General features: G+C 39.9%; 12 protein-coding genes. 2 read left to right on the forward strand and 10 right to left on the reverse strand.

From position 1 onward, the window contains the following. The first annotated feature begins 26 nt into the window (after positions 1-26). Positions 27-908, forward strand: a complete 882-nt coding sequence (locus tag G585_RS0110515) for a PilZ domain-containing protein (protein ID WP_022774875.1) — start codon at positions 27-29, stop codon at positions 906-908. A 70-nt stretch (positions 909-978) separates the two neighbouring features. Here the strand turns inward: G585_RS0110515 and rho are convergent, their stop codons facing one another. From rho to G585_RS0110540, 5 genes are all read right to left on the reverse strand, one after another. After that, positions 979-2,496: a transcription termination factor Rho gene (rho, locus tag G585_RS0110520; RefSeq protein WP_022774876.1), complete on the reverse strand. Its 1,518-nt coding sequence runs from the start codon at positions 2,494-2,496 to the stop codon at positions 979-981. Between the two features lie 317 nt (positions 2,497-2,813). Continuing rightward, positions 2,814-3,695 (reverse strand): protease modulator HflC, encoded by an 882-nt coding sequence (hflC, locus tag G585_RS0110525; protein ID WP_022774878.1) that lies wholly within the window; start codon positions 3,693-3,695, stop codon positions 2,814-2,816. A gap of 14 nt (positions 3,696-3,709) precedes the next feature. Further along, positions 3,710-4,642 carry an FtsH protease activity modulator HflK gene (gene hflK / locus G585_RS0110530; protein WP_022774879.1) on the reverse strand — a complete coding sequence of 311 codons (933 nt, stop codon included), beginning with the start codon at positions 4,640-4,642 and terminating at the stop codon, positions 3,710-3,712. A 101-nt stretch (positions 4,643-4,743) separates the two neighbouring features. Then, complete coding sequence (locus G585_RS0110535; RefSeq protein ID WP_026663928.1) at positions 4,744-6,090, reverse strand: NCS2 family permease; 1,347 nt, start codon at positions 6,088-6,090, stop codon at positions 4,744-4,746. 59 nt (positions 6,091-6,149) lie between these two features. Then, a complete protein-coding gene (locus G585_RS0110540) occupies positions 6,150-6,782 on the reverse strand; it encodes a CPBP family intramembrane glutamic endopeptidase (RefSeq protein WP_022774882.1) in 633 nt (210 codons plus the stop codon). 155 nt (positions 6,783-6,937) lie between these two features. Here G585_RS0110540 and abc-f point away from each other — a divergent pair, with 155 nt between their 5' ends. Continuing rightward, entirely contained in the window at positions 6,938-8,956 is a 2,019-nt protein-coding gene (abc-f, locus tag G585_RS0110545; RefSeq protein ID WP_022774883.1) for a ribosomal protection-like ABC-F family protein, read from the forward strand. Positions 8,957-9,043: 87 nt separating this feature from the next. Here the strand turns inward: abc-f and G585_RS0110550 are convergent, their stop codons facing one another. The 5 genes from G585_RS0110550 to G585_RS0110570 form a co-directional block, all read right to left on the reverse strand. Continuing rightward, complete coding sequence (locus G585_RS0110550) at positions 9,044-9,595, reverse strand: flavin reductase family protein (protein ID WP_022774885.1); 552 nt, start codon at positions 9,593-9,595, stop codon at positions 9,044-9,046. Between the two features lie 90 nt (positions 9,596-9,685). Next, positions 9,686-9,970 carry a hypothetical protein gene (locus G585_RS0110555; protein ID WP_022774886.1) on the reverse strand — a complete coding sequence of 95 codons (285 nt, stop codon included), beginning with the start codon at positions 9,968-9,970 and terminating at the stop codon, positions 9,686-9,688. 152 nt (positions 9,971-10,122) lie between these two features. After that, positions 10,123-11,328, reverse strand: coding sequence for an NADP-dependent isocitrate dehydrogenase (locus G585_RS0110560; RefSeq protein WP_022774887.1), 1,206 nt, complete (start codon positions 11,326-11,328; stop codon positions 10,123-10,125). A gap of 29 nt (positions 11,329-11,357) precedes the next feature. Beyond that, positions 11,358-12,041, reverse strand: a complete 684-nt coding sequence (locus tag G585_RS0110565; RefSeq protein WP_022774889.1) for a GntR family transcriptional regulator — start codon at positions 12,039-12,041, stop codon at positions 11,358-11,360. 14 nt (positions 12,042-12,055) lie between these two features. Next, the gene (locus G585_RS0110570) at positions 12,056-13,489 is read right to left on the reverse strand and encodes a 2-isopropylmalate synthase (RefSeq protein ID WP_022774890.1); all 1,434 of its coding nucleotides are present in this window, start codon (positions 13,487-13,489) and stop codon (positions 12,056-12,058) included. Between the last annotated feature and the right edge of the window lie 49 nt (positions 13,490-13,538).

Below are 13,538 nucleotides of genomic sequence, written 5' to 3' on the forward strand. Positions count from 1 at the left end.
GAAACGTAACATGAGGGGTTACCAAAATGAATGTCAACGACATTGCTAATGGTTCTGAAATAAAGATCTATGCAGCGATCGGCGGTCATAGTATTGTCCTTATGACAGAGGCAATATTCGGAGTATCCGCTGGTCTCCTTGTAAAGCCAATGGAGTACTTTGGCAAATACATGCAGTTCCTTGAACCATCGCAGGTCCAGGTTCTCAACAAGCGCGATGGCCGTATCTACAGATTCATGTCCACAACTATCACTCCTGTTAAAACAAGATATGGATATTTTCACCTTATAAGAGCATCTTCAAAGCTCGAGCCTGAGAACTCCAGAAAAGCTGAAAGGTTCTACATTGAAAAACTCGGCCTTATGTCCATAAATGGAAATAACCTCGATTTAAAGAACTGTCTCGTTCATGACATTTCGCTCAGAGGCCTTTCCCTTGTTCTTGATAAAAACACCAGCCTAAAGCCCGGAGATCACTTAAATGTCATGTTCAGATATGGTGCTACACTGCATAACTATGAGGTAAGCACTGTGGTAGTAAGAAACTTTGAAATTCAGGGAAAAAAAGCTGTAGGATGCAGCATATCCAATTTGAATGTTGATCTTATTGGTCTTCTATCTGAAAAGAGAAATGAGAAACACAGCGCATCTGCAGAGTCACAGGAGATCAATCTTAATCCTGAGATATCACAGGCTCAGCAGATCCAGGAAGTTGAAGAAGACCTTGCAAAAGATATATCGCCATCAGAGAAAAAATCTCTCAATATTACTTCAAACGGAACCAATCCTTTGGATCCTGCCAACTTAGAACACATAACCGATAAATCTCTTCGTCAAAAGAAGAAGGAAGAAAAAATGGCACAGCAGGCAAGGGATATTGCGAATCTCCTCGATCTGCGCGATATCTGAGCTGATCAGAAAATATCATCATAGAAATATCTAAGAAAAGCCCATGTCGTATGACATGGGCTTAATATTTTTAATAACGGATCTGCTTTTCAACCATGCGAACAAATTCCACATTGTTCCTTGTCTTTGAGAAGAGGTTGATACACTGGTCAACTGCATCGTCTGCCTTCATACCATTGAATCCCTTTCTCAGGCTGTTGATAGCTGCAAGCTCCTCCTTTGAAAGAAGGAGGTCTTCTCTTCTGGTGCTTGACTTTGGAATATTGATAGCAGGGAAGATTCTCTTTTCCTGAAGCTTTCTGTCGAGAACCATTTCCATGTTACCTGTTCCCTTGAATTCCTCGTAGATAACATCATCCATCTTGGAACCTGTCTCAATAAGAGCTGTTGCAAGGATTGTAAGGCTTCCGCCCTCTCTCATATTTCTGGCAGCACCAAAGAACTTTTTAGGCATATGAAGAGCTGCCGGATCAAGACCACCTGAAAGAGTTCTTCCTGATGGCGGAACTACGATGTTATACGCTCTTGTAAGACGAGTGATGGAATCAAGGAGGATTACAACATCCTTACCGTGCTCAACAAGACGCTTTGCCCTCTCCATAACCATTTCTGCAACTCTCTTATGATGCTCAGGAAGCTCGTCAAATGTTGAATAGATAACTTCTACATTTGAACCCTCAATTGACTCCTTAATATCTGTAACTTCCTCAGGACGCTCATCAATAAGAAGGATAAGAAGGTGCATATCAGGGCTATTCTTTAAGATTGATTTTGCAACATCTTTAAGAAGTGTTGTTTTACCAGCCTTAGGAGGTGATACGATCATACCTCTCTGTCCCTTACCGATTGGGCTTATAAGGTCCATGATTCTCATGGCAACAGATGAACCTGGCTGCTCAAGCTTAATTCTTGAATTAGGGAAAATAGGTGTCATATTCTCAAAGTTCCATCTTCCCATTGCAACTTCAGGCTTGTATCCGTTTACAGAATCAAGAACTGCAAGTGCTGCAAACTTATCAGATTCTTTTTTCTCTCTGCATCTGCCCTTAAGGATGTCTCCGGTTTTCAGATTAAACTTTCTGATCACGCTTGGTGCAACATATACATCATTCTCACCGGGCAGATAATTCTCACATCTGATGAAACCATAGCCATCCTGCATAACTTCAAGGATTCCATCTGCAGGATCTCCATCCGCAACAGGAGCCTCTGCAGGTGCTGTTGCAGCTGTATCTTCCTTTTTAGGCTCAGATTTAGCACTCTCATTCTGCTCATCTTTTTTTACTGTCTTAACCACAATGTTTTTCTTGTGAATTCCGCTTTTCTCATGGTTCTGAGCCTTCTCTGCAGGGGCATCAGACCTTTCTGTTTTTTCAGTTTTTTCAGTCTTCTCTACTTTTGCAGGCTTTGCGGCCTTTACAGGTTTTTCTTCCTTGTGTTCAGACTTCTTATCTGATTCTTTTTCATCCATCTCGCACATAAGATCAATGATTTCTGCCTTTTTCATGGATGACGCGCCTTTAATACCTCTGGTCTTCGCAATTTCCCTTAGATCACTAAGTTTTAAAGTTTCGTATTTTTCTCTCAAATTAACTCCATTCCGTGCACAATGCACTATTCAAACAATACCTATATCCTATAAACAACAATTGTTAACGTGGGATCTTCGAACGATGTACGTCGAATAGACGAATTATGTCCAATTAGAAATAACTTATACTGTAAGCTATCGTTACGTCACAAATACATTACAACATACTAAAAAGAAAATCAACTAGTTTTTATAATTTTTGTCATTTAAAATTATAAAATATTATTTTTTACAATCTATATTATTCTCTAAGATCAGTAGAAACCTAAAAAAGCTCCCTGTACAAAAATGTACAGAGAGCTAGAAAAGTTGTTTTAATTAAAATTTCCGTAAAGAATCTTTGCAAGTTCTGAGTTTTTATCAAGTACCAGTGTCTTGTCTCCTGTAAGTGATCCCTTAAGAGCATCAAGACCTCTTATATAGCTGTAGAACTCTGCTTTATCCTCTGTGTCATAGGCTTTAGAGAGGGTCTCCATATATGCTGCCTCTCCTTCTGCCTCAAGAACCGCTGCATCTTTTTCAGCCTGAGCCTTTATGATGGCAACCTGCTTATCAGTTTCATTCTGGATCTTCTGGGCTTCAGCATTACCCTGAGCTGTGTAAGAAGCTGCTATATTGTTTCTCTCAGAGATCATTCTATCATATACAGCCTGCTTGTTATCATCAGGAAGGTCCAAGGCCTTAATCTGAGCCTGAACAATTGAAATTCCATAACCGGCCATATCAGAATTGGCTTCTGATGTAATGAGCTGTGTAAGCATCTCACCTCTTGCCTCAATAACCTCATCCTGTGTCATGGATGAAATTGCATTCTTTGTTGCGTTATATACAGAAGCCTCAATTCGTTCCTCTGCTCTTGTCTCAATAGCATTAAGTGTCTGAACAAACTTAAGAGGTTCTGCAACCTTCCACAGTACATATGTGTCTGTTATCATTGACTTTTTGTCCTTTGTGATAACATCTGACTGAGGAATATCATATAAAATAACCTTTGCTGAAATTGACTGGGTGCTGTCAATAAAAGGTGTCTTGAAATGAAGACCGGGATCCTGCGCTATAGCGATGATCTTTCCAAATCTTCTTACTGTAACATATTCATTCTGATGTACTACGTATGTTGATGATCCCACAAGAACCGCTGCAAGGAGAACAACAACAATGATCACATAACCTAAAATACCTTTTTTCTCGTTCATTGTCTCAATCCTCCTTAACCATTAAAACTGTCTAGCGGAAGCATCTGCTGAGTGTTTCCATCTGTGATGATAACCTTCAGATCAGGAAGAAGTTCTTCCATTGTCTCGTAGAAAAGTCTTTTCTTTGTAATGTATGGCTGAAGCTTATACTGTTCATACATCTCATTGAATCTGGCAACCTGACCTTCAGCTTCTGCTATTCTTGCCTGCTTGGCAGCTTCTGCGTCCTGAAGTATCTTATCAGCAGCTGCTTCTGCCTTAGGAAGCTCCTCGCTCTGATACTTTTTAGCATTGTTTACAGCTGTCTCTTTTCCCTGCTTAGCTGTTTCAACAGACTTAAATGCCTGAACGATTTCCTCTGTCGGAGGCTCAGCGTCCTGAACAGAGATATTAACAACAGACATACCAATATTCTTTTCAGCAAGCTCTGTTGTAAGTCTCTCTTTTACCTCTGCCTGGATCTGTCCCTTTGCAGTTGTGATAACGTCATCTACAGGGTAATTGACAACAGTATTTCTGATGCTTGCAAGCGCCATGTTCTTCATGATCATCTCTGGATCTTCGCTGTTGTAATATGCAGCTACAGGGTCGCTTACTTTATATTCCAAATAGAAATCGATATCTACAAAGTTAAAATCTGAAGTTATCATAACGCCTTCATCATCAACAGTTATGTTCTGTCCATCCTTAAGAACATATCCGATACCAATACCATGAGTAGTCATATCTACCAAATGTACCTGCTGAATATAAGGAATCTTAAAATACAAACCGGCAGTATCAACGCGCACAACCTTACCAAACATAGTAAGGATTGCCTGCTCCTGCTCTTTTACAGAGTAGAAACTGCCATTTACTATTGTCAGCGCAAAAAGAGCCACGATTACTATGAGGACTACTTTAAGGCTGATCTTCTTTTTTACAAAGCCATTTTTATTTTTTCCCATTAATACTTTTCTCCAAATCCTCAAAAAAACAACTAATGAAAAACGGCTGGCATACACGCAAGCACGCCAGCCATTTTTCATATATTCAATATTTCATTTAATTACTGGAAGTTTGCTACAAGGGCTACGATTCTAAGAGCAAAGAGAACAAATACTACCCACATGATTGGGCTGATATCCTTTGCCTTCTTAGTAACAACCTTAAGAATAACCCATGCAAGAACTGCAAACATGATACCTGTAGCGATTGAATATGCAAGAGGCATCATAACTACTGCAAGGTAAGCACCTACTGAATCAGCGATGTCGCCATCAAACTTAACCTTTGCAATTGACATAAGCATAAGCATACCAACATAGATAAGTGCCGGAGCTGTTGCAAATGAAGGAATAGCAAGGAACAGTGGGCTAAGAACGATTGAAACAAGGAACATTACACCAGTTGTAAAAGCTGTGAGACCAGTTCTACCACCTGCTGCTACACCTGCACTTGACTCAACGAAACTTGTTACTGTTGATGTACCAAGTAATGCACCACATGTTGTACCTACAGCGTCAGCCATGAATACCTGACCAACTCTTGGAAGGTTACCATCCTTATCAAGAAGACCTGCCTTATCAGCAACACCTACTACTGTTCCAACTGTGTCGAAAAGATCAACATAGAGGAAGCTGAATGTGATAGCAATGAACTGAATAAGGTGTTTTGCAGCCCAACCAAAGTTAAGCTTAAATGCTGTCTCCGAAATAGCGCCAAGCTGAAGTCCCTGTGAGAAATCTGGGAAGAGATTAGCTGCTGTGTAAACACCGGCTGCCTGAAGAATCATACCGATGATCCATGTAACAATGATTCCGATAAGAACACCGCCTGTTACATTGTAGTGTACAAGTGCTGCGATAATGATGAGTCCTACAAGTGCAAGAACCATATCAAGATCAGAGAAGCTTCCAAGTCCTACTACTGTTGCATCATTAGCAACAATAATGTGTGCATTCTGCATACCGATGAATGCTACAAAAAGACCGATACCTGCTGAAATACCAAACTTAAGATTCTGTGGGATGCTGTTGATGATCTGCTCACGGAATTTAAAGAATGAAAGAACAATGAAGATAATACCTTCACAGAATACTGCTGTAAGAGCAATTGTGAAAGGATTCTCCTCTCCGGCAAGTTCACCAAGACAAACTGTATATGCAAAGTAAGCATTAAGACCAAGTCCTGCTGAAAGACCGATTGGATAATTGGCAAAGAAAGCCATTACAAATGTTGCAATTGCAGAAGCAAGCGCAGTTGCAACGAATACGCCGTTTGCATTCATTACTGTGCCCAAAATGTTAGGGTTTACGGCAAGAATATATGCCATAGTAAGGAATGTAGTTAAGCCGGCAAGCACCTCCCTCTTTACGGTAGTGCCATGCTCATTGAGTTTGAAACACTTCTCCAACATACTTTTTTCCTCTCCTTTGAAAAACATTTATAAATTTGTTTATTAAACACCGGACATTATCTTTTTAAGATTCTGCCAACAGTGTAAAGAACCTCATATATATTGTCGTAAAACTCGAATAATACGTGAGCCATTACAGATATATAAATGTTCTTAGTAGCGATATATGCAATTGTAACCGGAAGAGCCATGATAGCCCATTCCAAAATCCCCAAAGGTCCATGAGCTCTTGTAAGAGCACAAAGGACTAAACTAAGTACAGCAAAAATGATAGTCTGCTTTTTATTATCAAATCTGATAAGAGCCTTTCTAAAGAAAAGTTCCTCTGCCACAGGCTTGATAACGATCATCATAAGCGCATAAAAGAAAGTTGGAACCAGATCATTGTGAACTATTATACTTACAGCACCTTCATCAATGTGAAAAGAAAACTGCGAAGATATCAGCATTCTAAGCTTTCCTGCAAGTAAAAGACCAATAAAGGTAAACGCAACCGGAACCCAGAATCCTAATACTCTGCCAAAGTTTTTATAAAGTTTTCTAAAAGAAAACTGTTTGTATATAAAATAAAAGTATGTAAGTAATCCAAAATAGAATGCAAAGAATAAATGAAAAGCCTGCTTGGGCCAGATTATTGTAGCAACTACAAAAACAATTTCCCATGCAATAGGTATATATATTCGTTTCAAGGCAAACTCCTTTAAACAATCAAAAAAATCAATTCATATTATATATATAGCTCTTTGCAAGGTCAATCTATTTATCCAATTATTATTAGTTTTGTAAGTTTTTACTTATCATGCTAAAATGTGTTGGCATAGCATTTTAACATGGAGTAAGAACAATGATTTTATCAGTACATAATTTATGCAAATCCTTTGACGGAAAAGATATATTAAGCGGTGCGTCTTTTCATATAGAGAATAATGAAAAAGCTGCTATTGTAGGAATAAACGGTGCAGGCAAGACCACACTTATCAAAATGATAATCGGTCAGCTCTCTCCCGACGATGGCGAAGTTACTTTTTCCAAAGATACAACGTGGGGTTACCTTGCCCAGAACCAGAATATCACTTCAGAAAACACCATCCTAGACGAACTCACAGAGGTAAAAAGAGATATCATAAACCTTGAGCAGGAAATCAGAGATGCTGAAGAGGCAATGAAGCACACTACAGGCGATGACCTTACAAAGCTCATGGAAAAGTACACTCAGATGCATGAGAAATTCCAGAGAGAGTCAGGCTATGCATGGCGAAGTGAAGTTCTCGGTGTTGCCAAGGGCCTTGGCTTTATTCAGGAAGAGTTCGATAAAAAGATATCTACCCTCTCCGGCGGTCAGAAAACAAGAGTCGCTCTTGGAAAGCTTCTTTTACAAAAGCCTGACCTCATCATCCTGGATGAGCCTACCAACCATCTTGATATGAACTCTATCAGATGGCTTGAAAACTATCTCTTAAACTACAAGGGTGCAGTACTTATCGTCTCCCACGACAGATACTTTCTCGATAAGATCGCAGGTAAGATCATCGAAGTTGAAAATACAAAAGTTAGTTCTTTTACCGGAAACTACAGCACCTATGCAGTAAAGAAAGAACAGGTGCGCGCCGCTGAGCTTGCAGCATATGTCAAACAGCAGCAGGAAATCAAGCATCAGGAAGAAGTCATCACCAAATTAAAGAGCTTCAACAGAGAAAAATCCATTAAACGTGCTGAAAGCCGTGAAAAGATGCTTGATAAGATTGAGGTACTCGATAAGCCAACTACCATCGATGACAAAATGAAGATTTCACTTAAGCCGTCCAGTGAAAGTGCCAAGGACGTTCTTACAGTTACAGGTATTTCCAAGTCATTTGGCAGTGAACAACTCTTTTCCAACATAAGCTTTGAGATCAAAAAGGGCGAACATGTTGCTATCATCGGAGACAACGGCACCGGTAAGACAACCATGCTCAAGATGATAAATGGCATAGAATCCCTTGATAACGGTAAAATTGAACTTGGTGTAAAAGTAAAGATTGGATACTACGATCAGGAGCATCACGTTCTTCACGATGAAAAGACTTTATTTGAAGAGATATCAGATGCTTATCCTGCTTTGAACAATACAGAGATACGTAACACTCTCGCTGCTTTTCTTTTTACAGGAGATGACGTATTTAAGAGGATCGGCGATCTTTCAGGTGGTGAAAAGGGCAGAGTTTCTCTAGCAAAGCTAATGCTTTCTGACGCAAACTTCCTTATCCTCGATGAGCCTACAAACCACCTTGATATAACAAGTAAGGAAATCCTTGAAAGTGCGATATCAGGCTATGAAGGAACTGTCCTCTATGTAAGCCACGACAGATATTTTATCAATAAAACAGCCACCAGGATTCTTGACCTTACCCATGGTCAGGTAGTCAATTACATAGGCAACTATGATTATTACATGGAACATGCGGATGAACAGAATTCAAGGCTCTTTGGAGAAACATCTGCAAATGACGGAAGCAGTCTTGGCTCCGGAAGCTTTAAATATTCTTCTTCCCAGCCAGATGGTGTTTCTTCAAACGCATCAGCTTCTGCATCTTCATTAAATGGCAGCTCTACCGCTTCAACTCAAAGTTCCTCAAATGGCGCTATGGACTGGAAAGCCCAGAAAGAGGCTCAGGCTCAAAAGCGTAAACAGGAAGCTGCACTCAAAAAATGTGAGGAAGAAATTGCCAAGTTAGAAGCCCGCGATGGTGAAATAAACGAACTTCTCGCTGATCCATCTATTGGAACAGACCTTGCCAAACTCAGAAAGCTCTCAGACGAGCAGACTGAAATTCAGGATAAACTTGCTGCTCTCTATGATGAATGGGAAACATTATCAGAATGAGAAAAATAGCACTGATCCCCTATAGGAAATCAGTGCTATTTTTATGGGTCAAATCACAAATGCGCCATTTTTATCAAAATTGCATTTTCACTTAAGCTGCGCCCCGTCTTTGAATGCATTTCCAACTTTTTCACCAATGCCATAATAAGCATTTGCAAATGGATCAAAGCTGATTGGTTTTACCTTTTTAACATCAACAGCTCCATCAGTAACTACGCTCTCATCTGCAGAAACATTTACAATCTCTCCGATAAGGATGCCGTCATTAAAGCTCTTTACCTTACATTCAAGAGCAACAGGAAGTTCATCTATAAGAGGTGCATCTACAAAATCACTCTTGGTTGCATGGAATCCAGCTTTCTCAAACTTATCAGGAACCTTTCTTCCTGATTCAATTCCTACATAATCACAGGCAATCACCTGATCTTCAGTAGCAAGACTTACTGTGAAAGCGCCTCTATTAGCCAAATTGTCAGTAGTCTTATGTTCAGACAGACTGATCGTAATTTCCTTAAAATCCGTCGTAATGCCCCAAGCTGCATTCATGGCATTTGGTACTCCGTTCTCATCATAAGTTGCAATGATAAGAACCGGCTGCGGATACATAAGTGGTTTTGCGCCAAAATTTACTCTGCTCATTTGATTCCTCCTTTGATATACCTCATATTAATCTTCCATTTTGTTATAGGAAGTATTCTGGTCAAACATAACTCATCAATGCATAAAACATCATTTTATACTTCCAAGTGTTTTTAGCATTTCCATTGCTTTCTCATAGGATTCTTTCATCTTCTGTGGGCTATTTACACTCATGCCTTTCTCTCTTGCTTTATTAGCCAAGCCTTCGTCGTCACTTATGAATAATGCATCCTCTTCACCCGCTGATATTATGCTTTCAGCCTCATCGAAAGTTACCCTTTTTACAGTAGCGTTATGCCTTTCCTTAAGCATAGAAACCTGCTTTGCAAGGATCTCATCTTCTTCGCCCATCAGGCATATGATTATATTCTTCATAGCTCACGTTTCTTTCTTATACTTAGTTCTGCGTATATCTGGTTATATTTAATATAGCATATCAAATTAGGAAGAAATTTCCTATGTTATAAAAAAGCTTTCGCACCAAATAATCAGTGCGAAAGCCTCTCTATTATCATGATATTCAATTATCAAGCCCTCTCAAATTCCTCCGCAATTGCATCAAGGAATTCTTCGCTTCCGAGTTTTACTGGGTTTGGAAGTGATGTGATAAGTGCAAGGTCACCTGTCATGCGGCCTGACTCGATAACTGAAAGAGTTGCTCTTTCCATCTTGTCAGCCCAATCGCAAAGAGCTTTGATTCCATCAAGCTCTCCTCTCTTTCTGAGAGCTCCTGTCCAGGCAAAGATCGTTGCTACAGGGTTTGTTGATGTAGGTTCACCCTTGAGGTACTTGTAGTAGTGACGCTGCACTGTTCCGTGAGCCGCCTCATACTCATAAACACCTGTTGGTGATACAAGAACTGATGTCATCATGGCAAGTGAACCGAATGCTGATGAAACCATATCGCTCATTACATCGCCATCATAGTTCTTGCATGCCCATATGAATCCGCCCTTTGACTTCATAACGCGGGCTACAGCATCATCTATAAGCGTATAGAAGTATGTGATTCCTGCCTTTTCAAATTCAGCTTTGAACTCATTTTCATAGACTTCATCGAAGATTTCTCTGAATCTTCTGTCGTAAGTCTTACTGATAGTATCCTTTGTTCCAAGCCAGAGTTCCTTCTTCTCAGAAAGTGCATATTTAAAACATGCTCTTGCAAAGCTCTTGATTGATGAATCCTTATTGTGGATTCCCTGAATGATACCGGGCTCATCAAACTCATGAATAGTTTCTCTTACTTCTTTCCCGTCAGCTCCTGTAAATACAAGCTCAGCCTTTCCAGGACCTGGAACTCTTATTTCAACATTCTTATAAACATCGCCATATGCGTGACGGGCAAGAGTGATCGGCTCTACCCAGCTTCTTACGTTGGGCTCGATGCCCTTTACCATGATAGGTGTACGGAAAACTGTTCCATCAAGGATTGCCCTGATTGTTCCGTTAGGGCTCTTCCACATTTTCTTAAGATTATATTCCTTAACACGCTCGTTGTTAGGAGTAATGGTTGCGCACTTTACGGCAACTCCGTACTTAAGAGTGGCATTGGCACTGTCAACTGTGACCTGATCATCAGTTTCATCTCTGTGCTTAAGTCCAAGATCGTAATACTCACTTTTAAGGTCAATATATGGCAAGATCAGCTTATCTTTGATCATCTGCCATAAAACTCTTGTCATCTCATCCCCATCCATCTCAACGATAGGAGTTGTCATTACAATTTTGCTCATATCCCATTTCTCCTTCAAGTCATTATTATTTACTGTTCATAAAGCTCCAAAAGCCCCTTATCAAGCATATTTTCATAGGCATTGATCATATGCTGATTAGCAAGCTCTTCTGCCTTATCAGGGTTATTCTCTTTAATGGCTTCCATAATAAATTTGTGCTCGACGTTTGAAACAGCACCTCTGCTGCTTGAAAGAGTCTGCTGTCTTACTCTCCAAACGTACTGATGGTAGTCTTTTAAAAGATGCTCAAGCATCTTGGAATTACATGACTCATATAAAATATTGTGGAATCTGTTATCAAGCTCAGCCATCTGCTCCATGTGGCCTCTTGCAGCATGGAACTCTGCGAGATAGATATTCTCTTCCATCTCTTCAAGCTGCTCTTTTGTGATATTCTCACATGCCCATCTGGCACATAATCCCTCAAGTTTGGATCTTATCATATAGATATCCTGAATATCCTTTACCTTAATTCCGGTAACATAAGCTCCTCTGTTAGGGATGATCTGAATAAGCCCTTCAAGCTCAAGCTGTCTGAAAGCCTCTCTTACAGGTGTCCTGCTTACTCCAAGTTCCTGACCGATCGCAACTTCTTTAAGTTCCTCATGGTCTTTGTATTTGCCGTTTAGTATATCTTCTCTTATTCGGTGAAAAACACGTCCTCTAAGAGAATACTTGTCTGTCACTTCCTGTTTTAAGTCTTGATTTTCCATGTCTCTCCTTTAGTTTATACAGCCCCTACTATCTCTCCCTCTTTAACTACGATACCTAGTTCTTTTGAAACTTTATCTATCTCACGAACAAGCTCGTTATCAGTCATAACCGTAACTCGTCCGTTTGCATACTCGTTATCAACCCACTCTTTAATTTTGGTTACAAGCGGTGATGTCTTTGAGAGGGCATGCTCCTGTCTTAATTTGTAATGGATATTTATCCAATGAGCAATGCCTGCAAGCCCTGAAGTATTGGAAACAGCGCTTACAGGAGGTCTCTTCAAGAATTTCTCAGTATCAAAAATATTATAGATCTCTTCATTCTTGAGAAGTCCGTCAGCATGAATACCTGCCCTTGTAACATTAAAGTTCTTACCGACAAATGGAGTGTTGGCAGGAACAGTAAATCCAATCTCTTTCTCATAGTACTCAGCAAGATCAGTGATCACTGTTGTATTCATACCATCCAAAGTGCCCTTAAGCTGGGCATATTCAAATACCATGGCCTCTAGTGGTGTGTTACCTGTTCTCTCACCAATTCCAAACAGTGATGTATTAACAGATGAACAGCCATAAAGCCATGCAGTTGTAGAGTTTGTAACTGCTTTATAAAAATCGTTATGTCCGTGCCATTCGATGAGTTCGCTGGGAACACTGGCGTTTGTATTGATCGCGTAGATGATTCCCTGAACACTTCTGGGAATAACGGCACCTGAGAAGTTTACTCCATATCCCATAGTATCGCAAGCACGAATTTTAACCGGTATGCCGTATTCTTCCTTAAGCTTCATAAGTTCAATACAGAACGGAACAACAAAACCATAAATATCCGCACGGGTAATGTCTTCCAAATGGCATCTCGGGCTGATACCTGCCTCCAGGCAGGAACGTATAACACTTAAGTAATGCTCAAGAGCCTGCTTTCTGGTCATTTTAAGTTTAAGGAAAATATGATAATCAGAACAAGAAACAAGGATACCAGTTTCCTTCATACCAATTTCTTTTACAAGCTTAAAATCCTCTTCGCTTGCCCTTATCCAGCTTGTTACCTCCGGGAATCTGTAGCCCCTTTCCATACATTTAAGGGCTGCATCTCTGTCGCTCTTACTATATAAAAAGAACTCACTCTGTCTGATAAGTCCGTTTGGACCGCCAAGTTCATGGAGCATATCATATATCTTTACAATCTGTTCTGTAGTATATGGTGCTCTGGATTGCTGACCATCTCTAAAAGTTGTATCAGTTATCCATATTTCTTTTGGCATGTTGTGGGGAACAATCCTGTCGTTAAAAGGAATCTTAGGAATTTCCTCGTAAGGAAACATGTTTCTGAAGACGTTTGGTTTTTTTACATCGTCAAGAATATAAATATGCTCTTCAATCTTGAGCAGATTATTCTTGTCATTCATTGTTACGGGTCTACTTTGGAACGCTGATGTATCACTCATAAAAATAACCTCACCTTCTTGCAATGTATCTCTCGTATAATTGTATACA

Source organism: Butyrivibrio sp. AE2015, from assembly GCF_000420825.1.
In the GTDB taxonomy this organism is placed as follows: Bacteria; Bacillota; Clostridia; order Lachnospirales; family Lachnospiraceae; genus Butyrivibrio.